22 protein-coding genes and 1 riboswitch are annotated in these 18,906 nt (G+C 60.8%); of the genes, 17 read left to right on the top strand and 5 right to left on the bottom strand.

The annotated features are described in order from the left end of the window. Position 1: 1 nt before the first annotated feature. From sctD to V6F78_RS08615, 13 genes are all read left to right on the top strand, one after another. Positions 2 to 1,270 carry a type III secretion system inner membrane ring subunit SctD gene (gene sctD / locus V6F78_RS08675; protein WP_332726959.1) on the top strand — a complete coding sequence of 423 codons (1,269 nt, stop codon included), beginning with the start codon at positions 2 to 4 and terminating at the stop codon, positions 1,268 to 1,270. Next, complete coding sequence (locus tag V6F78_RS08670) at positions 1,267 to 1,473, top strand: EscE/YscE/SsaE family type III secretion system needle protein co-chaperone (RefSeq protein WP_047296055.1); 207 nt, start codon at positions 1,267 to 1,269, stop codon at positions 1,471 to 1,473. The genes sctD and V6F78_RS08670 overlap by 4 nt, the downstream gene beginning before the upstream one ends. Next, the gene (gene sctF / locus V6F78_RS08665) at positions 1,473 to 1,727 is read left to right on the top strand and encodes a type III secretion system needle filament subunit SctF (RefSeq protein ID WP_047296056.1); all 255 of its coding nucleotides are present in this window, start codon (positions 1,473 to 1,475) and stop codon (positions 1,725 to 1,727) included. Before V6F78_RS08670 ends, sctF begins: the two co-directional genes overlap by 1 nt. 2 nt (positions 1,728 to 1,729) lie before the next feature. After that, entirely contained in the window at positions 1,730 to 2,086 is a 357-nt protein-coding gene (locus tag V6F78_RS08660; RefSeq protein WP_088500184.1) for a YscG family type III secretion system chaperone, read from the top strand. Further along, positions 2,083 to 2,496, top strand: a complete 414-nt coding sequence (locus tag V6F78_RS08655) for a YopR/YscH family type III secretion effector (protein WP_053069959.1) — start codon at positions 2,083 to 2,085, stop codon at positions 2,494 to 2,496. Before V6F78_RS08660 ends, V6F78_RS08655 begins: the two co-directional genes overlap by 4 nt. Then, positions 2,496 to 2,834 (top strand): type III secretion system inner rod subunit SctI, encoded by a 339-nt coding sequence (gene sctI / locus V6F78_RS08650; RefSeq protein WP_047278294.1) that lies wholly within the window; start codon positions 2,496 to 2,498, stop codon positions 2,832 to 2,834. Before V6F78_RS08655 ends, sctI begins: the two co-directional genes overlap by 1 nt. Continuing rightward, entirely contained in the window at positions 2,834 to 3,589 is a 756-nt protein-coding gene (gene sctJ / locus V6F78_RS08645; RefSeq protein ID WP_047279190.1) for a type III secretion system inner membrane ring lipoprotein SctJ, read from the top strand. The genes sctI and sctJ overlap by 1 nt, the downstream gene beginning before the upstream one ends. Then, entirely contained in the window at positions 3,586 to 4,212 is a 627-nt protein-coding gene (locus V6F78_RS08640) for a SctK family type III secretion system sorting platform protein (RefSeq protein ID WP_047278295.1), read from the top strand. The genes sctJ and V6F78_RS08640 overlap by 4 nt, the downstream gene beginning before the upstream one ends. Continuing rightward, complete coding sequence (locus V6F78_RS08635) at positions 4,191 to 4,808, top strand: HrpE/YscL family type III secretion apparatus protein (RefSeq protein WP_047281463.1); 618 nt, start codon at positions 4,191 to 4,193, stop codon at positions 4,806 to 4,808. The genes V6F78_RS08640 and V6F78_RS08635 overlap by 22 nt, the downstream gene beginning before the upstream one ends. A 157-nt stretch (positions 4,809 to 4,965) precedes the next feature. Next, entirely contained in the window at positions 4,966 to 7,011 is a 2,046-nt protein-coding gene (locus V6F78_RS08630) for a patatin-like phospholipase family protein (RefSeq protein ID WP_332726958.1), read from the top strand. A gap of 6 nt (positions 7,012 to 7,017) precedes the next feature. Then, on the top strand, positions 7,018 to 7,428 hold the full coding sequence (locus tag V6F78_RS08625; RefSeq protein WP_047278298.1) for a CesT family type III secretion system chaperone: 411 nt from the start codon (positions 7,018 to 7,020) through the stop codon (positions 7,426 to 7,428). A 76-nt stretch (positions 7,429 to 7,504) separates the two neighbouring features. Then, the gene (locus tag V6F78_RS08620; RefSeq protein WP_047278299.1) at positions 7,505 to 8,338 is read left to right on the top strand and encodes a DMT family transporter; all 834 of its coding nucleotides are present in this window, start codon (positions 7,505 to 7,507) and stop codon (positions 8,336 to 8,338) included. 13 nt (positions 8,339 to 8,351) lie between these two features. Further along, positions 8,352 to 8,738 carry an MAPEG family protein gene (locus tag V6F78_RS08615; protein WP_047278301.1) on the top strand — a complete coding sequence of 129 codons (387 nt, stop codon included), beginning with the start codon at positions 8,352 to 8,354 and terminating at the stop codon, positions 8,736 to 8,738. Between the two features lie 18 nt (positions 8,739 to 8,756). Here V6F78_RS08615 and V6F78_RS08610 read toward each other — a convergent pair whose 3' ends face one another. Together V6F78_RS08610 and V6F78_RS08605 are read right to left on the bottom strand one after the other, a co-directional pair. Beyond that, a complete protein-coding gene (locus tag V6F78_RS08610; RefSeq protein WP_047278302.1) occupies positions 8,757 to 9,476 on the bottom strand; it encodes a 16S rRNA (uracil(1498)-N(3))-methyltransferase in 720 nt (239 codons plus the stop codon). Between the two features lie 119 nt (positions 9,477 to 9,595). Then, the gene (locus tag V6F78_RS08605; RefSeq protein ID WP_047296067.1) at positions 9,596 to 11,002 is read right to left on the bottom strand and encodes an adenosylmethionine--8-amino-7-oxononanoate transaminase; all 1,407 of its coding nucleotides are present in this window, start codon (positions 11,000 to 11,002) and stop codon (positions 9,596 to 9,598) included. A 288-nt stretch (positions 11,003 to 11,290) separates the two neighbouring features. On the opposite strand from V6F78_RS08605, the gene V6F78_RS08600 reads away from it, so the two are divergent. Further along, positions 11,291 to 11,842: a cytochrome b gene (locus V6F78_RS08600; RefSeq protein WP_047278307.1), complete on the top strand. Its 552-nt coding sequence runs from the start codon at positions 11,291 to 11,293 to the stop codon at positions 11,840 to 11,842. Between the two features lie 32 nt (positions 11,843 to 11,874). Continuing rightward, positions 11,875 to 12,453, top strand: a complete 579-nt coding sequence (locus tag V6F78_RS08595; protein WP_047278309.1) for a YceI family protein — start codon at positions 11,875 to 11,877, stop codon at positions 12,451 to 12,453. 183 nt (positions 12,454 to 12,636) lie between these two features. On the opposite strand, the gene V6F78_RS08590 is transcribed toward V6F78_RS08595, so the two are convergent. From V6F78_RS08590 to ahcY, 3 genes are all read right to left on the bottom strand, one after another. Next, positions 12,637 to 14,487: a DEAD/DEAH box helicase gene (locus V6F78_RS08590; protein WP_047278311.1), complete on the bottom strand. Its 1,851-nt coding sequence runs from the start codon at positions 14,485 to 14,487 to the stop codon at positions 12,637 to 12,639. Between the two features lie 333 nt (positions 14,488 to 14,820). Continuing rightward, positions 14,821 to 15,666: a methylenetetrahydrofolate reductase [NAD(P)H] gene (gene metF, locus V6F78_RS08585; protein WP_047296073.1), complete on the bottom strand. Its 846-nt coding sequence runs from the start codon at positions 15,664 to 15,666 to the stop codon at positions 14,821 to 14,823. A 103-nt stretch (positions 15,667 to 15,769) separates the two neighbouring features. Beyond that, complete coding sequence (ahcY, locus tag V6F78_RS08580; protein WP_047296075.1) at positions 15,770 to 17,179, bottom strand: adenosylhomocysteinase; 1,410 nt, start codon at positions 17,177 to 17,179, stop codon at positions 15,770 to 15,772. Between the two features lie 22 nt (positions 17,180 to 17,201). Next, positions 17,202 to 17,308: riboswitch (S-adenosyl-L-homocysteine riboswitch) on the bottom strand. A gap of 195 nt (positions 17,309 to 17,503) precedes the next feature. Between ahcY and V6F78_RS08575 the strand changes: the two genes are divergently transcribed. Together V6F78_RS08575 and V6F78_RS08570 are read left to right on the top strand one after the other, a co-directional pair. Continuing rightward, the gene (locus tag V6F78_RS08575) at positions 17,504 to 17,905 is read left to right on the top strand and encodes an acyl-CoA thioesterase (RefSeq protein ID WP_047279442.1); all 402 of its coding nucleotides are present in this window, start codon (positions 17,504 to 17,506) and stop codon (positions 17,903 to 17,905) included. Positions 17,906 to 18,040: 135 nt separating this feature from the next. Further along, the gene (locus V6F78_RS08570) at positions 18,041 to 18,886 is read left to right on the top strand and encodes a formate/nitrite transporter family protein (protein WP_047296077.1); all 846 of its coding nucleotides are present in this window, start codon (positions 18,041 to 18,043) and stop codon (positions 18,884 to 18,886) included. The last annotated feature ends 20 nt before the right edge of the window (positions 18,887 to 18,906 follow it).

Here is an 18,906-nt window from a genome sequence, read left to right as displayed (position 1 = left end):
CATGGGCTGGAAAATCCGGTTCTACAGCGGCTTGAATCAAGGGGCCGAAGTGCCCCTGAGCGCCGGTCGGGTGGTGATCGGCTCAGACCCGCTGAGCGCCGACCTGGTGCTGGTGGACGACGGTATCGCGGCCATGCACCTGTTGCTGGAGGTCGACCCGCAAGGGGTGCGCTTGCTGGAATGGGACGCCGCGTGTGAGCCGACCCAGGACGGCCTGCCCGTGCAGCCGGGCACGGTGTTGCACGCCTTGGCCATGCAGCAATGCGGCCCCTTGAGCTGGGCGTATTGCGCGCAGGAACGCGCCTTCGCGCCGCTGCAACCGGCGATCGGCCGGGCGCAGGAACGTCGGGCCCCACGCCACCCTGCGCATTGGAGCGGTCGCGTGATGGCGGGGTTGAGCGTGGTGCTGGTGGTGCTGCTGATCGGCTTGATGAGCGACCCGTGGTCCAGCGTCAACCGCAGCACGGCCGATGAAGATCCGCTGCTGGGGTTGCAGACATTCTTGAGCGACAAGCCGTATCAGCACGTGCAGATTGAAGCCCCGCAAGCCGATGGCGGTGTGTTGCTGACCGGGTATCTGGATGACAACCGCAGCCGCTTGCTGCTCACCCAATACCTTGAAAAAAGCGGGCTGAGTTATCGGCTGGAATTACGCAGCATGGAAGAAGTGCGTCAGGGCGTGGACTTCATCCTGCAAAAATTCGGCTACTCGCGGGTGCGCAGCACGCTCTCGTCAAAAGCCGGCTGGATCATGCTCGAAGGCGAACTGGCCGAACAGGACGACCACTGGGCCAACATCGACACCCTGCTGATGGCCGACGTGCCCGGTCTCATGGGCGTCGAGAACCGCGTGCGGCTCGCCGGTTCGCACATCAAGCGTCTGGAACAACTGCTCAGCGACGCACACCTGACCTCGGCGCTGAGCTATCGCGATCACGGCGAGCGCATTGAGCTGCGCGGCCAGCTGGATGAGCGCCAGTTGAATGACTTTGCACAACTGCAACGCACGTTCCGCCGCGAGTTCGGCGCCAGCCCGACGCTGGAACTGATTAACCGCTCACGCCGTGGCAGCGCTGAAGAACTGGCCTTCGTGGTACGCGGCGTGTCACTGGGCAAAGTGCCCTACGTGGTGCTCAACGACAGTCAGAAATACCCGGTAAACGCTTCAACCCCCAACGGCGTTCGCGTGTTGTCGATCACAGACGAAGCGATTGTGGTCAGTCGCGGCAAACAGCAATTCATCATCCACCTCAAGGGACAAACGCAATGATGACCGCATTGGAGGAACGCCTGAGCCGTGAAGGCGCGGGCTATCACGCGCAGGTGCGCGCTACGCTGCAAAGCGCTCAAAACGACTGCAAACAGCGCCTGCAAAAAGGCGCGACGCCTGCGCAGTACCAGCAATGGCAACAGGAAGCGCAGGCACTCGAAGCCGCCCTGAGCATCCTCGACACCCTCAAAGGAGCCTGCTGATGGCCGCCATTTTTGCCCACGACACCACCAACACCCTCGATCAGGTCGCCGAGCAGATCAAAGCGCAGGCGAACACCGCCAACACGGACGTGAAAAACGCCATTACGGCGCTCAACAACGACAACGGCGATAACCCGGCGGTGTTGGCCGACCTGCAACACAAGCTCAACAAATGGTCGGTGATCTACAACATCAACTCCACCGTGACCCGCTCCATGAGAGACCTCATGCAGAGCATTTTGCAGAAGATTTGATTATGGACAGTTCATTGAAAGGGCTTTTGGCCGAAGTCGCGCTGGCGGGCACCGGGCACCATTGTCATGCGCAGGCCCTGCACATCGCTGAGTGGCTGGATCAGGTCGAAAAACACGCCGAAGCCGCGTGCCTGATCCGCCTCTGCAGTCTGATGAACCGCGGTGATTATCAACAGGCGTTGCTTGAAGGCCAAGGCAAGGATCAGGACTGGCCCTCGTTGTCGCCCTGGCTGGCGCTGTGCGAATGGCGCCTGGGCATGGGGTCAGCACTGGACCGGCGCCTGGCGCACCTGGCGCTCAGCGATGACCCGCGCCTGGTGCAGTTTGCCGAGGGTATGCGTCATCCGGAGCACGCATGAACCCGCTCGACCCCCTGACGCTCAATCGCGGTCTGTCGCCACCGGCTGCCCCCCCTGCGCGGTCGGCACAAACGGCCGACACGCACGCCTTTGAACAAGCCATGCACGCGCCCGCCGAGGTGGCGAACCCCGTGAGCCCGGTGGCGCTGCGGGTGCTGAGAACCCTGGACGCCCACCGTGACAACGAGCGTCAGGCGCGTGCGGCACTCAAGGACCTCATCAAACAAGAAGCACCGTTTGCCAAGCAACAGCAAGACGCGCTGCTGCGGGTGTTGGGCGAGATCAAACCGCTGCCGGACACCACCGCCGCGAGCCGCGTCATCAACACCGAGCTCAGGCACGTCATCCCGCTGGCCGGGATGATCGACAACCTGATGCGCTACACCCATAAACCCGACCTGGAGTCGTAATGGACATCAGCCAGATCAGCCAATCGGTGGTTACCAGCCTTGAAGAACTCCAACCGGCCGAAGCCAATGCCGCGCAGGTTGCAGACTTTGATCACGCCATGAGCAACGGGGCCGACAGCCTGGGCGGCAGTTTTTTGAGTGAAATCGGGCACATCAAAGAGCAGTTCACCGAGGCCAAAGAAGCGCTGAAAGTGCAGCTGTCGACCCCCGGTGACGACCCCAACAGCCTGATGCAGATGCAGTGGTCGTTGATGCGCATCAGCATGCAGGAAGAACTGATCGCCAAGACCGTCGGACGTATGAGCCAGAACGTCGAAACCTTGATGAAGACCCAATGATGCGCCGTGTTCGAACCGCTTTGAAAACCGTGCAGCGCGGCCTGCTGCTGGCCGCCGTGCTGGCGCTCGCGGGGTGCAAGATCGAGCTGTACGCCGGTGTCAGCCAAAAGGAAGGCAACGAGATGCTGGCCCTGCTGCGCTCCGAAGGCATTTCGGCCGACAAACAGCCGGACAAGGACGGCAAAATCAAATTGCTGGTGGAAGAGTCGGACATCGCTGAAGCCGTGGATGCCCTCAAGCGCAAAGGGTATCCGCGTGAGAGCTTTTCAACACTCAAGGACGTGTTCCCCAAAGACGGGCTGATTTCATCTCCGGTCGAAGAACGGGCGCGCCTGAACTACGCCAAGGCGCAGGAAATCTCCCGCACGCTGTCTGAAATCGATGGCGTGCTGGTGGCGCGGGTGCATGTGGTGTTGCCAGAAGAACGTGACGGGCTGGGCAAGAAGTCCTCACCGGCCTCCGCCTCGGTGTTTATCAAGCACGCCGCGGACATCCAGCTCGACGCCTACATCCCGCAGATCAAACAACTGGTCAACAACGGCATCGAGGGCTTGAGTTACGACCGGATCAGTGTGGTGCTGGTGCCGTCGGCGGACGTGCGTCAGGTGCCCTTGGCACCGCATTACGACACCCTGTTTTCGATTCAAGTCACCGAAGATTCCCGGGGGCGGCTGATCGGCCTGTTTGGCGTGATGGTCGCCCTGCTGCTGGTGAGCAATGCGGCGCAGTTCATGTGGCACCGGACTCAAGCATGACCCGCTGCCTGACGCCCTATCAGCTGCGCTTCTGCCCGGCCCGCTACATTGACGAGGGGCACGTGCCCACGGCCTTGCTGGCGGTGCGCAAGGCGCTGCCGGACTGGCGCCAGCGCAGTGCAATCAACGCCTGGTTGCTCGATGAACTGGGGTTGCCGACTGACTACCAACTGCCTCCCCGGCTCGGCGGCTTGGCGCTGTTCGGGCAGGTCGCGCTGCAGCATACCCTGCGTTGCCTGGGCGGCCTGTTGCATGGGCAGGCGTTGCGCCAGGCGTTGACCGCCAGCGCGGCGCAACGGGTCCGCGCGGCGCTGGGTGAAACCGGTCACCGGTATTGCCTGCAACAGCTGGACGTGATCATCGGCCCATGGCCGACGGGCTGGCAGGGCACGTTGCCGGACGGCGACCTGGGGGGCTATCTGCAAACCTGCGGTCTGGAGTTCTGGCTCAGTGCAGCCGGTGACATCGACAGCGGCTGTGCCCGCCGCTTGCGTGTACGCCTGCCGCCGGGGCCGCCCTCGCGTTACGCCGCGTTACCCGCCGAAAACCCCGCGCTGGCGCAGGCGCTGTGCCTCAAAGTTGCTCGACAGGTGAGTCCGGAATGTTGCCATTTATTGAAATAAAAAGTGATCAAGTGCTCTTGGCGCCCGATCAAGTGGTGCTGCGCAGTGCCGACTATCAGGCCTACCTGACCGCCAATCAGTTGGTGGAACTGGCCCGGGAACGGGCGCAAGCCATCGAGCAAGGCGCGCGGGACGTCTACGAACAACAAAAGGCCCTGGGCTGGCAAGCGGGCGTCGACGAGGCGCGCACCTCGCAGGCAACGCTGATCCAGGAAACCTTGCAGCAATGCAACCAGTACTACCGCGCGGTCGAGCAAAAGATGAGCGATGTGGTGCTGCACGCGGTGCGCAAGATCCTCAAGCAGTACGACAACACCGAGCTGGCGCTGAGCGTGACCCGCGAAGCGTTGTCGCTGGTCAGCAATCAGAAACAAGTGATCCTGCACGTCCAGCCCGAGCAAGTAAGCGCTGTGCGCGAGCGCGTCTCGCACATCCTCAAGGACTTCCCGGAAGTGGGGTATGTGGACGTGGTGGCCGACGCCCGGCTGGACGAGGGCGGCTGCATTCTGGAGACCGAAATCGGCATCATCGACGCCAGTGTCGACGGGCAATTGGCAGCGCTGGCAACGGCCCTGACACAATCCCGTGAGCGCTGAAAACCCGGCGCAGAGCCAGCAGGCGACGTGGTGAGCGTCATTCCTTTTAAGGCGCTCGTGCAAAGTGACAAAAATGCGCCTGATACTAAAAAAGCCCTTCAAACGATTCACTTAAGATTTGCGCCATCAAGGAACTCAGGTCCTCCAAGGAGCGCATATGAAAATTCAGTCCACCCCGCCTGCTGGTCTCAACCCCGCCATCGCCACACCTGCACCCCCTGCCGCGCAAGCGCCCAAAGCCACGTTATCCACTGACCCGGTCGGCCAAAGCCTGACCAGCGCACTGAAGAGCGCGTCGGGGATTGTGATCAAAGACCAACTGCCGGACATCGGCCGTATCAAGCTGCTGACCCCGCTGCCGCAAGGGGCTGCGCACACCGTGGCGCAACAGGTCGGTCAGCGCCAATTGACCCTGCGCGAATTCGACAATGGCGTGGCGCAGCTGGAACTCAGCCGCCCGCCGTTGACCAGCCTGGTGCTCAGCGGGGGCGGTGCCAAAGGGGCCGCCTATCCGGGCGCGATCAAGGCGCTGGAAGACAACGGCGCACTCGACGGCATTCGCAGCATGTCGGGGTCGTCCGCAGGCGGCATCACGGCAGCGCTGCTGGCATCGGGCATGGGCGCGGGCGAATTCAAGACCCTGTCCGATGGCATGGACCTGATTTCACTGCTCGACAGCACCCATAAAAAACACAAGCTGTTCCAGCGCATCTGCACAGAGATAGGCAATCTGGCGCACAAATACCTGCCCAAGGTTGGCAGCTTCACCCAGCTGATTCTCAACGTGCTGCCACGGGTTCAGTCCGAAGCCCTGCCGCTGGAAAAAGTCATTCGCGACGAGTCGTCCAAAGCCGTTCTGAACCAGATCAGCTCCCACCCGCAGGTGGCCAGCCAACCGGCCGTTGCGGCCATTGCCCACAAACTGGAGCAGGGCGGCGCGGTCACGTTTGGCGACCTCAAACTGTTGAGCCAGCACATCCCGCAGATCAAGGAACTGAACATCACCGGCACCGCAATGTACGAAGGTCGCCCACAGATGGTGGTGTTCAACGCCAGCCTCACGCCGGACATGAGTATTGCGCGGGCCGCGCATATTTCCGGCTCCTTCCCGGTGGTGTTCAAGCCGGTGGACGAACAGGCGCAACCGTTCCAGGCCGAAGGTGAACACACGGCATTCAAGGACGGCGGCGTGATGCTTAACGTGCCAGTGCCCGAGATGGTCGACCGGGCGTTCAGCACCAGCCCGCTGCGCCAGTCAGACAACCTGATCCTTAAGTTCGAGGGCGAAGAAGGCGTGGCGCCTGACCGTGGTGCTCGTTTCGGCGGCGCGCTCACGGACTGGATGGTGGGCGCCCCGGTGGCCGCCCGGGTGATTCTGCAAAACGAAGCACTGGCCGCGCACGACGACCAGACCGTGACCGTGCCGCTGAAAACCGACAAAGGCGATTTCAGCACCACGTTTGGCGGCACGCTGAATTTCAGCATGCCGGGGGATATCAAAAATCACCTGCAAGAACGACTCGACCAGGCCGTCAGCGGTCACCTTGAGACCGGTGCCCACTCCCGTGAGCAGTACACGTTCGGGTCGATGGAGGCTGCACTGAACGCATTAGACGATGACATGCTCACCAGCCTCGCCGCTCAAAACTCCGCCCAGGCCGGTGAAGTGTTGCAGTTTCGCCAGCAGGCGCGCGAGGCGTTCAGCGAACTGACCGTGGCGATCGTGGCGCAAAACGGCACGCCGGCCGCACTGACGTTCAACGATCAGATGCGCACTGCCTTCACCCAACTGGACGCGCTGGCCAGCAACCCTGAGCGCAAAGAGTGGCTGGCCAAGGAGTTGAATCACGCCGACAACGTCGACCACCAGCAATTGCTCAGCGCCGTACGCGGGCAGGCCGTCGAGTCGCCGGTGCTCAAGGCCGCGATCGAAGAAATGCAGGTGCGGACCGTGGCCGTGGTGGCCGAGAACATCCGCAAAGAAGTCATCTTCCCGTCGCTGTACCGCGCCGGCCAGCCGGATTCCAACGTCGCCCTGCTACGCCGCGCCGAACACAGCCTGGCCAGGGCCACGACGGCGGCGCAGGTCAATCAGGCGCTCGACGACATCATCGACCACTATGGCGCGCGCAATAAACCGTGGAGCAAGCCGTTGAGCTCCACCACGATTGAAATGGCCAAGGCCTGGCGGATAGCGGAGTAAACACATATGAGCGTGCAACACTGGCTGGACCAATGGGGCATCCAACTGCCCGCGAACAATGCCGAAACCTGCCGCCTGCAAGTCGCGGATGACCCCGAACTGGTGCTGGAGAAAGTGCCGGGCGGCTGGTTGATGGCGATGCGCCTGGGGCGCCTGCCCAGCCCGATGCTACTGGGTGTGCAGTTGCAACTGCTGCAAGCCAACGGGCCCTTTTCAGCGCTGGCGCCGGTGCATGTGGCGGCAGACAGCGCCGGGGATCTGGTGCTGTGGGTCGAGGTTCAGGAAGGGCACGTCGATGTGCCGACCCTGAATAACTGGTACGCCAAGCTGTGTCAGGGTCACAGGCATTTGAGCCCGTTGCTGGAGGCCGTGCCGGATCAGCCCCGGCCTGCGTCGGGCGCACGATTGTTCGTTTGACCCCACACACGGTGCCCGCGCAGACGGCTGTTTGACGTATAAACAGCCGTCGTCCCATCGCATTAAGGAGCACGGGGTGCTGGCCACTTTATTGGTGTTGATCGCGGCCGTGTTGCATGCGGTCTGGAATACCCTGATCAAATTCAGCGGCGAGCGCCTGCTGGTCATCGCCTGCATGGACACCGTGGCACTGCTGGTTGTCGCCGTGCTGGTGGGGTTTGTGTCGTTCCCGCCGCTGGCTATCTGGCCGTGGATTCTGGCGTCCGCACTCTTCGAGTTGCTGTACCGCGTGCTGCTGATCCGCGCCTACCGGGTGGGGGATCTGGGGCTGGTGTACCCGCTGATGCGCGGCCTTTCGCCCTTGGTGGTGCTGGCGCTGACCCTGACTTTTGCCGCAGAAGCACTGAGCGGTCAGCAAATCATCGGCATCCTCCTGATTCCGTGCGGCATGGCGTGCCTGCTGTGGCAGGGCGGCGGCGGTGATCGTCTGCCGTGGTCAATGCTGCCGGTGGTCGCACTCATCGGCCTGTGCATTGGCTGCTATACCTTTCTTGATGGTCAGGCGCTACAGCGCTGGTCGCACCCGCTGGATTATCTGGTGTGGCTGACGCTCATCAGCGCGTGGCCGTTCCCGCTGCTGGCAATCACCCGCAAACGTGCCGCGTTCACGCTGTTCTGGCGCACGCAATGGCGGTTGGGGTTGGCGGTGGGGGTGTGCGTGCTGGTCAGCTATGCGCTGGTGCTGTGGGCGATGCAACTGGGCTCGATTGCCGAAGCCGCGGCCTTGCGCGAGGTCAGCGTGATTTTGGTGGTGCTGTTCGGCATGCGCTACCTCAAAGAACCTTTTGGCGGGCCCAGACTCTTAGCCTGTGGGCTGGTGCTGATCGGCATGCTCGTGATGAAACTCTAAAAAGGAAATTCCAATGACGGTTGCCTTCTGGTGTGTACTGATTGCCTTGTGTCTGCCGTACGTGTGTACCGCGGTGGCCAAGTTCAGCGGCGGCAAGTTCGGGCCTCGACAAAACCATGACCCGCGCGCGTTTCTCGACACCCTCGACGGGTTCGCCAAACGCGCCCACAGCGCCCAACTCAACAGCTTCGAAGTCACCCCGGCGTTTGCCGCCGCCGTGATCATTGCCGACATCGTCGGCAACGCCCAGCCCGTCACGATTGATGTACTGGCCGTGCTGTTTATCACCAGCCGCTTGCTGTACATCATTTGCTACCTGGCGGACTGGGCACTGCTGCGTTCGCTGGTGTGGTTCATCGGCATGGGGCTGATCGTCAGCTTTTTCTTCGTGTCGATGTAAACACTTGACGCCTGCGTGTCAGAAGTCGCCCCACAACTGCTGAGCCACGGCCAGCGCGACCACCGGGGCGGTTTCGGTACGCAACACCCGTGGGCCGAGGCGCGCCGGTTGATAGCCCGCCGCCTGGGCCTGGTCGACTTCAGGGTCGGTCAAGCCGCCTTCCGGCCCGATCAGGAACGCCAGGCGTGACGGTTTGGCATGGCTGGCCAGCGGCGCGGAGACCGGATGCAGCACCAGCTTGAGATCGGCTTGCGTGCTGTTGATCCAGTCAGTGAGCAGCATCGGCGGATGAATCACCGGCACCCGTGAACGCCCGCATTGCTCACATGCACTGATCGCCACCTGACGCCAGTGGGCCAGGCGTTTGTCGGCGCGTTCGTCCTTGAGCCGCACTTCGCAGCGCTCGCTCATGATCGGCGTGATTTCGTTGACCCCAAGCTCGGTGGCTTTCTGAATGGCCCAGTCCATGCGCTCGCCACGGGACAACCCCTGGCCAAGATGGATTGCCAGCGGCGACTCGACTTGCCCGGCGAAGGTTTCTTCCAGCAGCACGCGCACGCGTTTTTTGCCAACTTCCAGCAAGCGCCCAAGGAACTCGTGACCCGAGCCGTCGAACACTTGCAGGGCATCGCCCTCGGCCATGCGCAGCACGCGGCCTATGTAATGCGCCTGAGCCTCAGGCAATTCATGCTCACCGAGGCTCAACGGCGCATCGATGAAGAAACGGGACAATCTCATGTGTTTTCTCTGAAAAATGTGCGTTTCAGGCGCGAACGTGCGCGCATCTGAAGAAAATAACCCGAGGGTCTGTTCCCCGTTTCATTGCAAGCCGCGTCGCGGTGACACGGGAACAGTCCCTAGCCCGGGTCGCGGAAGTCCGGGTGAAAGTTCGCCGGTACGGCCACGCTGATGTCGCTGCGGGTCGCGATGTCGATGCCTTCGCTGGCCACGTCGGCCAGAAAGTCGATTTGCTCCGGGGTGATTACGTAAGGCGGCAAGAAATACACCACGCTGCCCAGCGGACGCAACAACGCGCCACGTTCCAGCGCATGCTGGAACACTTTGAGCCCTCGGCGTTCCTGCCACGGGTACGCCGTTTTACTGGCCTTGTCCTGGACCATTTCAATCGCCAGAACCATGCCGGTCTGACGCACTTCCGACACATGCGGGTGATCCGCCAAATGCGCCGTCGAGCTGGCCATGCGCTGCGCGAGGGCCTTGTTGCGCTCGATCACATCGTCTTGCTCGAAGATGTCCAGCGTGGCCAAGGCGGCCGCACACGCCAGCGGGTTGCCGGTGTAGCTGTGGGAATGGAGGAAGGCGCGCAGGGTCGGGTAGTCGTCGTAGAAGGCGCTGTAAACCTCGTCGGTGGTCACACAGGCCGCCAAGGGCAAGTAACCGCCGGTCAATGCCTTGGACAGGCACAGGAAGTCCGGGGTGATACCGGCCTGCTCACACGCGAACATCGTCCCGGTGCGACCGAAGCCCACCGCGATTTCGTCGTGAATCAAGTGCACGCCATAACGGTCACAGGCTTCGCGCAACAATTTAAGGTACACCGGGTGGTACATGCGCATGCCCCCCGCCCCCTGAATCAGCGGCTCGACAATCACGGCGGCCACAGTGGCGTGGTGCTCGGCCAGGGTCTGCTCCATGGCCATGAACATCACGCGCGAGTGTTCTTCCCAGCTCATGCCGTCCGGGCGCAGGTAGCAATCGGGGCTGGGCACTTTGATCGTGTCGAGCAGCAGCGCCTTGTAGGTTTCAGTGAACAGCGGCACATCGCCCACCGACATCGCTGCCATGGTCTCGCCGTGATAGCTGTTGGTCAGGGTCACGAAGCGCTTTTTGTTCGGCTGACCACGGTTGAGCCAGTAGTGAAAGCTCATTTTCAGCGCCACTTCTATGCAGGACGAACCGTTGTCGGCATAAAAACAGCGGGTCAGGCCGTCTGGCGTCATCTTCACCAGACGCTCCGACAGCTCGATCACCGGCTGATGGCTGAACCCGGCCAGAATCACGTGCTCCAGCTGATCGACCTGATCCTTGATGCGCTGATTGATGCGCGGGTTGGCATGCCCGAACACGTTGACCCACCACGAACTCACGGCATCGAGGTAGCGTTTGCCTTCAAAGTCTTCGAGCCACACGCCCTCACCGCGCTTGATCGGGATAAGCGGCAATTGCTCGTGATCTTTCATTTGGGTGCAGGGGTGCCATAAAACGGCTAAATCGCGCTGCATCCACTGATTATTCAGGCCCATTTCCACTCTCCTGGCGCTGGCTCCCGGCGTGTGCGGGCAAACAATCGCGCAAGCCTATGCAATGCGCGAGTTCGTAACAAGTCATTGCATTTGCAACAATGCGTATCGCTTCTATGGTGTGCTGACGACCGCCGTCGCCGTGGAGTCATGAATCATCGTTAATGTTTTCTTAATACCTTCCTCCCAGGCTACAGATCGTATTTATCGATACCTTCCAGCAAAAAAATGCGCTTTCATTCGATAGGTAAACGATTAGTCTTAGGCCCAAGTTCCTACAGGATGTTGGCAATGCAGCTACGCAACTCTTCTTCTCGCTACGGTGCGGTCAGTATTTTCTTGCATTGGTTTATTGCCCTGGCCGTGTTCGGCCTGTTTGCCCTGGGCTTGTGGATGGTCGGTCTCGACTATTACAGCCCTTGGCGCAAGGAAGCCCCGGACCTGCACAAAAGCATCGGTTTGACGCTACTGGCCCTGATGGTCATTCGCGTGGTGTGGCGCTGGATCAGTCCGGCACCGCCTGCATTGGCCAGCTACAGCCGTGCCACGCGCATTGGCGCCAAGCTCGGCCATGGTTTTTTGTATCTAAGTTTGTTTGCGGTAATGATCGCCGGTTACCTGATTTCCACCGCCGAAGGCGTTGGCATCCCGGTATTCGGGCTGTTTGAAGTACCCGCACTGATTTCAAACCTGCCTGACCAGGCGGATGTGGCCGGTGTCGTGCATTTGTACCTGGCGTGGGCCGTGGTGATCTTTGCCGGTTTGCATGGTCTAGTCGCTCTCAAGCACCACTTTATCGATCGTGATGCGACCCTGACTCGTATGCTGGGACGCAAAGCCTGATGTTCAACCTCAACTCAAAAGGAATAGAACGCATGTTGAAAAAGACTCTCGCCGCTTTGGCACTGGGTACTGCACTGTTGTCCGCCGGCCAGGCAATGGCTGCTGACTACACCATCGACAAAGAAGGTCAGCACGCCTTTATCGACTGGAAAATCAGCCACCTGGGCTACAGCTTCATTCACGGTACGTTCAAAGACTGGAGCGGCACATTCTCCTGGGATGCTGCCAAGCCTGCTGACAGCAAAATCGACGTGACCCTGAAGACCGCCAGCCTGTTCTCGAACCACGCCGAACGTGACAAGCACATCGCCAGCAAAGACTTCCTGGACGTGAGCAAGTACCCGGAAGCCAAGTTCGTCTCGACCAAAGTCGTGCCGACGGGCGAGAAAACAGCTGACGTCACCGGTGACCTGACCCTGCACGGCGTGACCAAGCCCGTGACATTCAAGGCAACGTTCAACGGCGAAGGCAAAGATCCATGGGGCGGCGAACGTGCTGGCTTCAACGCCACCACGACCCTGAACCTGAACGACTTCGGCATCAAAGGCCCGGGCCCTACGTCTCAGACCCTGGACCTGGACATCACGCTGGAAGGTACAAAGAACAAGTAATAGCGCGTACACACGGCTAAAAAGAACGCCCCGGCTTGCGAGAGCCAGGGCGTTTTTTTGTGCGTGGGATTCCTCCCTTGGCCCGCGTCTGATGAGCGAACGGCGAGGGGCGAAGCCATGTTTGGCGACACAAAAAAACGCCCCCGATCTTGCGATGGAGGGCGTTTTTTATTCGTCAGTCACTCAGCGGTTGCGGGTCAGCAAGGCTGGCTTCTCACCGCGAGGACGGTTCGGCAGTTGATCGAGCTGCTCAGGGGTCGGGAAGCGATCGCTTTTCGACTCTTTGTGCATGATCTTCGGCTGATTCTCGCGTGGGCCTTTAACGGCTGGCTCCTGGCGATCATCCCGAGCTGGACGGTTCTCGCGACGGGCCTGGCCGTCACGCGGAGCGCCGTTGCGCGGGCCACTGCGTTTGGCAGGCGGCGTGCCGGTGCTGGCGCCCGTGCCGGTGCGTGGACCGTTCTGACGACCGCCGGTGCGACCGGCCGGAGCCGCGCCGGTGCCTTGCGCCGGAGCGCCCGGACGACGACCACGGCTCTGGTTATTTTTGTTCTGGTACGGGCTGACGTAATCAGCGCGGTTACCAAAGTTGTCCACGTCGTCATCACGGAACTCGTCCGGCGCACGATTGGCGTCCGGGCGCGGGACGGCAGCGGCCGCTTGCTGACGCGGTTCACGCGCCGGTGTGCCTTCGCGTGGTTTGTGCTCACGGGCCGGGCGTTCGCCACGGGCTGCGGCCGGTTTTTCTTTACCCTTGTCTTTGCCTTTGTCCTTACGACCGCCACCGCCGCCATTAGGACCGTCGCCACGTGGGCCACGCGGCGGGTTGCGCGGGTTACGCACATCCGGACGCTCACGCACTTCAGGCTTTTCAGCTTCAATCGTGCTGGCATCGAAGCCCATCAGGTCGCCGTCGGCGATTTTCTGCTTGGTCATGCGTTCGATGCTTTTCAGCAGTTTTTCTTCGTCCGGCGCAACCATCGAGATCGCTTCGCCCGAACGACCGGCACGGCCGGTACGGCCGATACGGTGAACGTAGTCTTCATCCACGTTGGGCAGTTCGAAGTTGACCACGTGCGGCAACTGATCGATGTCCAGGCCACGGGCCGCGATATCGGTCGCAACCAGAATACGCACAGTGCCTGCCTTGAAGTCGGCCAGCGCTTTGGTGCGCGCGTTCTGGCTCTTGTTGCCGTGGATCGCGACAGCGCTCAGGCCATGCTTGTCCAGGTATTCAGCCAGACGGTTGGCGCCGTGCTTGGTGCGAGTGAAGACCAACACCTGCTCCCACGCACCGGCCGTGATCAAGTGCGCCAGCAGGGCGCGCTTGTGGCTGGCTGGCAGGCGGAACACGCGCTGTTCGATACGCTCGACCGTGGTGTTGGGCGGCGTGACTTCAATACGCTCCGGGTTGCGCAGCAGCTTGCCGGCCAGATCGGTGATGTCTTTGGAGAACGTCGCCGAAAACAGCAGGTTTTGACGCTTGGTCGGCAGACGCGCGAGCACTTTTTTCACGTCGTGGACGAAGCCCATGTCGAGCATCCGGTCGGCTTCATCGAGCACCAGGATTTCAACGTGGGAAAGGTCGACACTGCCTTGGCCCGCCAGGTCGAGCAAACGCCCGGGGCAAGCGACCAGCACGTCTACACCGCGGGCCATGGCTTGAACCTGAGGGTTCATGCCAACGCCGCCGAAGATGCAGGCGCTGACGAACTTCAGGTCACGGGCGTAGAGCTTGAAGCTCTCGTGGACCTGTGCGGCGAGTTCGCGGGTAGGCGTCAGGACCAGCACGCGTGGTTGGCGTGGACCGTGACGCTGGGATTTGTCTGGGTGGCCATTGGGAAACAGCTTTTCCAGAATCGGAAGAGCGAAGCCGCCGGTTTTACCAGTACCTGTCTGAGCCGCAACCATCAGGTCGCGACCTTGCAACACGGCGGGAATGGCCCGCTGTTGCACCGGAGTAGGCTCGGTATAGCCCGCTGCTTCAATGGCGCGGACTAAAGCCTCGGAGAGACCGAGGGAAGCAAAGGACATGAGTAATCCTGTTCTAGTTAGGGCTTTGCCCAAAGGGATAGTCTTGCCTGGCGTGAATGGCGTTTATAGGAGACGCAATCCCGTCCGGTCCTGCTTCGGTCCTGAAGGTCCATTCGCACCGCTCGCGCTGGCAAGTGCTGCGCAGTAGCGGGGTTGAATGCCTTGTACAAGGACGAGCGGCCGGGCGTAAGCCTGGCGGAAAGCCCGGAGTATAACAGAGCATTCACAACGCGCCGATTTCATGCTGCTCAACGGTTTTGTACCCACCGAGCGCACCCGGTCTGTAACCGCTCGCGCCCGTGCAACGTGCGGCGGCGGTTACAGGCGCGTGAATCAGCGTGGCAACTTCAGGTTGTTCCAGATCGCCAGGCTCGGTTCAGACTGGTTCAAGGTGTAGAAGTGCAGCCCCGGCGCGCCGCCGTCCAGCAAGCGTTCGCACATCTCGCTGATCACTTGTTCACCAAACGCTTGGATGCTCTGCACGTCGTCGCCATAGGCTTCGAGCTGCTTGCGAATCCAGCGCGGGATTTCAGCGCCACACGCGTCAGAGAAACGCGCCAGCTTGCTGTAGTTGGTGATCGGCATGATGCCCGGCACGATCGGCAGGGTGACGCCCGCGGCCTGTACGCGCTCAACAAACCGGAAGTAGCTGTCGGCGTTGAAGAAGTACTGGGTGATGGCGCTGTCAGCGCCCGCGTGGGCTTTGCGCACGAAGTTGCTGATATCGTCTTCGAAGTTGCGCGCTTGTGGGTGCATCTCCGGGTAAGCGGCGACTTCAATGTGAAAGTGGCTGCCGGTCTCTTCACGGATGAAGCTCACCAGGTCATTGGCGTAACGCAGTTCACCGCTGGCCATGCCCATGCCCGAAGGCAGGTCGCCACGCAGCGCAACAATGCGTTTGATGCCCGCAGCCTTGTACTGCTCCAGCAGGCCGCGCAGATCGCTTTTGCTGTCGCCCACACACGACAGGTGCGGCGCCGCAGGCACGTGTACTTCGCTCTCCAGTTGCAGCACGGTATTGATCGTGCGGTCACGGGTAGAGCCACCGGCACCGTAAGTGCAGGAGAAAAAATCCGGGTTGAAGGTCGCCAGATGGCGAGCCGTGTTCATCAGCTTTTCATGTCCAGCATCGGTCTTGGTCGGGAAGAACTCGAAGCTGAAACGACGGTCTTGAGACATGGGAATACCCTTGCGTACGCGCAGGGGGCCAACAGCAACCCCTGACGCTGAACTCACACACAAAAAAAAGGCGGTCAGTGCATGCCTGGCCGCCTTTCTTTAATCAGTAACGGTAAGCGTCTGGCTTGAACGGGCCTTCGACGGTGACGCCGATGTAATCAGCCTGTTGCTTGGTCAACTGGGTGACCACGCCACCAAAACCGCGAACCATTTCCAGTGCTACTTCTTCGTCGAGCTTCTTGGGCAGCACTTCTACGGTCAGACGCTCGGCTTGCAGTTCGGCCGGCATGTCAGCGTACTTCTGGGCGAACAGGAAGATCTGCGCCAGCACCTGGTTGGCGAACGAACCGTCCATGATGCGGCTCGGGTGGCCTGTGGCGTTGCCCAGGTTCACCAGACGGCCTTCGGCCAGCAGGATCAGGTAGTCGTCGTTCTGCGGATCGAAATCGTTAGGGCCGGTACGGTGGATCTTGTGAACCTGCGGCTTCACTTCTTCCCATGCCCAGTTCTTGCGCATGAAAGCGGTGTCGATTTCGTTGTCGAAGTGACCGATGTTGCATACCACGGCGCGTTTTTTCAGCGCAGCCAGCATGTTTTTGTCGCACACGTTGACGTTACCGGTGGTGGTCACGATCAGGTCGATCTTGCCCAGCAGCGCCGCGTCGATGCTGGCGGCGGTGCCGTCGTTCTGGCCGTTGATGAACGGCGAAACCACTTCGTAGCCGTCCATGCACGCTTGCATGGCGCAGATCGGGTCAACTTCGGAGACTTTAACGATCATGCCTTCCTGACGCAGGGACTGGGCCGAACCCTTGCCCACGTCACCGTAGCCGATCACCAGGGCTTGCTTGCCGGACAGCAAGTGGTCCGTGGCGCGCTTGATGGCATCGTTCAGGCTGTGACGGCAGCCGTACTTGTTGTCGTTTTTGCTTTTGGTCACCGAGTCGTTCACGTTGATCGCCGGGATCATCAGCTCGCCCTTGGCCAGCATGTCCAGCAGACGGTGTACGCCGGTGGTGGTTTCTTCGGTCACGCCGTGGATCTTCTTCAGCATGTCCGGGTATTTCTTGTGCAGCAGCTCGGTCAGGTCGCCGCCATCGTCCAGGATCATGTTGGCATCCCATGGCTGGCCATCTTTGAGGATGGTTTGCTCCAGGCACCACTCATACTCTTGCTCGGTTTCGCCTTTCCAGGCGAAAACCGGAATGCCGGCAGCAGCGATAGCGGCAGCGGCCTGGTCTTGAGTCGAGAAGATGTTGCACGACGACCAACGCACTTCGGCACCCAGGGCAACCAGGGTTTCGATCAGTACGGCGGTCTGGATGGTCATGTGGATGCAGCCCAGAATCTTCGCGCCCTTGAGCGGTTGTTCAGCGGCATACTTGCGACGCAGGCCCATCAGCGCCGGCATTTCGGACTCGGCGATAAAGGTTTCACGACGGCCCCATGGGGCAAGGGACATGTCAGCGACTTTGTAGTCGGTAAAACCTGCAGGCGTGTTTACAACGCTCATAGAGAGCCTCCATTCGTTTAATCGCGAATGGGCGCCGTTGTGCGTTGAGTGCCTGCCCAGGGAGCCCTGAACAAACAACGCCCCATCCGAGCCTGACAGGTAAGACCTGCTGCAGCGCCCCTCGGACAGGTGGCGGGAACGGTACTGGGTGACAATGACCGTTGTGAAGCGGGGGTGATTATAGCCATCCGGGCAGATGATCCCAAGGCTTTATCCAAGGCTTTTTCATTTGCTTAATCGAGACCATAGTCGAAGCTTAATAGAGCTGGGCGCCATGGTCTGACATCATGCGCGGCATCTAACGGCAGACGGTCAGGAGTGAACATGAATTTCCACACCCGAAAATGGGTAAAACCCGAAGACCTCAACCCCAATGGCACCCTGTTCGGCGGCAGCTTGCTGCGCTGGATCGACGAAGAAGCCGCCATCTACGCCATCGTTCAACTGGGCAACCAGCGCGTAGTGACCAAATACATCTCTGAAATCAACTTCGTCAGCGCCTCCCGTCAGGGCGACATCATCGAGTTGGGCATCACCGCCACCGAATTTGGCCGCACCTCCATCACCCTCACCTGCGAAGTGCGCAACAAGATCACGCGCAAGAGCATCCTCACCGTCGACAAGATGGTGTTCGTCAACCTCGGTGAAGACGGCCTGCCCGCGCCTCACGGCCGTACCGAGATCAAATACGTCAAAGACCAGTTCCAGGATGAAAACCAGGCCTGATCCACCGCCTGTCATCGCTGCCTGGGCACGGGACAACCTCAAGCGTCGCTGAGCCCCCTGCAAAACAGCGGCACAGTGAACAGCTTCATGCCGCCAGTGTCGTACGCTTACACACGCTAACGGTCATGAAGCCTCATGGACACACAAAACACCGGCAAAACCCCCAACCTGTCGGCTGAAGAAGAGCACGACGTCACCAAAAACCAGCCCCCGCGTGCGGCGGTACTGCATGAAATCATCCGCTTGCAGGGCGATCAGGAATTGGAGCGCAGCGTCGCGGCCCTGTTCTGGTCGGCCTTGGCTGCCGGCCTGACCATGGGCCTGTCGCTCATGGCCATGGGGCTGCTCAACTCGCGGCTGCCCAGCGGCGAAGCCTTCAAAGTGATTGCCAGCTTCGGCTACTGCGCAGGCTTTTTGGCCGTGATTCTGGCTCGCCAGCAACTGTTTACCGAAAACACCCTCACCGCCGTGCTGCCCATCATGAGCAAACCGACGTTGAGCAATTTCGGGCGCCTGTTCAGGCTATGGGGAGTGGTGCTGGTGGGTAACCTGCTCGGCACCCTGCTGGTGGCCTACGTCATGCTGCACTTGCCGATTTTCGACACCCGGACCGACAACGCCTTTCTGGAAATCGGCCGTAAGGTCATGGAAAACGACACGCGCCAGATGTTCGCCAAGGGCATTATTTCCGGCTGGATGATCGCGACCATGGTGTGGATGATCCCGTCGATGGAAAGCGCCAAGATGTGGATCATCATCCTCATCACCTACCTGATGGCGCTGGGCGATTTCACCCACATCGTGGTCGGCACGGCGGAAGTGTCGTATCTGGTGTTTGCAGGCGAGCTGCCATGGAAGGACTTCTGGCTGATCTTTGCCGGCCCCACACTGGCGGGCAACATCATTGGCGGCAGCTTCATCTTTGCCTTGATCAGCCATGCGCAAATTCGCAGCGACAACCCGAAACCCACGAAAAGCTGATCGCTGCATCCGCAGGGGCC

The sequence above is a fragment of the Pseudomonas sp. ESBL9 genome, assembly GCF_036668715.1.
GTDB classification, from domain to species: domain Bacteria; phylum Pseudomonadota; class Gammaproteobacteria; order Pseudomonadales; family Pseudomonadaceae; genus Aquipseudomonas; species Aquipseudomonas lundensis.
The sequence above is the reverse complement of the archived record's forward strand: the minus strand, read 5'-3'. Positions and strand labels throughout refer to the sequence as shown.

Excerpts from the sequence above, each read along its gene's own strand:
- sctD (WP_332726959.1), top strand. The coding sequence starts at position 2 with ATGGGCTGGAAAATCCGGTTCTACAGCGGCTTGAATCAAGGGGCCGAA.
- V6F78_RS08670 (WP_047296055.1), top strand. The coding sequence starts at position 1,267 with ATGATGACCGCATTGGAGGAACGCCTGAGCCGTGAAGGCGCGGGCTAT.
- sctF (WP_047296056.1), top strand. The coding sequence starts at position 1,473 with ATGGCCGCCATTTTTGCCCACGACACCACCAACACCCTCGATCAGGTC.
- V6F78_RS08660 (WP_088500184.1), top strand. The coding sequence starts at position 1,730 with ATGGACAGTTCATTGAAAGGGCTTTTGGCCGAAGTCGCGCTGGCGGGC.
- V6F78_RS08655 (WP_053069959.1), top strand. The coding sequence starts at position 2,083 with ATGAACCCGCTCGACCCCCTGACGCTCAATCGCGGTCTGTCGCCACCG.
- sctI (WP_047278294.1), top strand. The coding sequence starts at position 2,496 with ATGGACATCAGCCAGATCAGCCAATCGGTGGTTACCAGCCTTGAAGAA.
- sctJ (WP_047279190.1), top strand. The coding sequence starts at position 2,834 with ATGCGCCGTGTTCGAACCGCTTTGAAAACCGTGCAGCGCGGCCTGCTG.
- V6F78_RS08640 (WP_047278295.1), top strand. The coding sequence starts at position 3,586 with ATGACCCGCTGCCTGACGCCCTATCAGCTGCGCTTCTGCCCGGCCCGC.
- V6F78_RS08635 (WP_047281463.1), top strand. The coding sequence starts at position 4,191 with ATGTTGCCATTTATTGAAATAAAAAGTGATCAAGTGCTCTTGGCGCCC.
- V6F78_RS08630 (WP_332726958.1), top strand. The coding sequence starts at position 4,966 with ATGAAAATTCAGTCCACCCCGCCTGCTGGTCTCAACCCCGCCATCGCC.
- V6F78_RS08625 (WP_047278298.1), top strand. The coding sequence starts at position 7,018 with ATGAGCGTGCAACACTGGCTGGACCAATGGGGCATCCAACTGCCCGCG.
- V6F78_RS08615 (WP_047278301.1), top strand. The coding sequence starts at position 8,352 with ATGACGGTTGCCTTCTGGTGTGTACTGATTGCCTTGTGTCTGCCGTAC.
- V6F78_RS08610 (WP_047278302.1), bottom strand. The coding sequence starts at position 9,476 with ATGAGATTGTCCCGTTTCTTCATCGATGCGCCGTTGAGCCTCGGTGAG.
- V6F78_RS08605 (WP_047296067.1), bottom strand. The coding sequence starts at position 11,002 with ATGGGCCTGAATAATCAGTGGATGCAGCGCGATTTAGCCGTTTTATGG.
- V6F78_RS08600 (WP_047278307.1), top strand. The coding sequence starts at position 11,291 with ATGCAGCTACGCAACTCTTCTTCTCGCTACGGTGCGGTCAGTATTTTC.
- V6F78_RS08595 (WP_047278309.1), top strand. The coding sequence starts at position 11,875 with ATGTTGAAAAAGACTCTCGCCGCTTTGGCACTGGGTACTGCACTGTTG.
- V6F78_RS08590 (WP_047278311.1), bottom strand. The coding sequence starts at position 14,487 with ATGTCCTTTGCTTCCCTCGGTCTCTCCGAGGCTTTAGTCCGCGCCATT.
- metF (WP_047296073.1), bottom strand. The coding sequence starts at position 15,666 with ATGTCTCAAGACCGTCGTTTCAGCTTCGAGTTCTTCCCGACCAAGACC.
- ahcY (WP_047296075.1), bottom strand. The coding sequence starts at position 17,179 with ATGAGCGTTGTAAACACGCCTGCAGGTTTTACCGACTACAAAGTCGCT.
- V6F78_RS08575 (WP_047279442.1), top strand. The coding sequence starts at position 17,504 with ATGAATTTCCACACCCGAAAATGGGTAAAACCCGAAGACCTCAACCCC.
- V6F78_RS08570 (WP_047296077.1), top strand. The coding sequence starts at position 18,041 with ATGGACACACAAAACACCGGCAAAACCCCCAACCTGTCGGCTGAAGAA.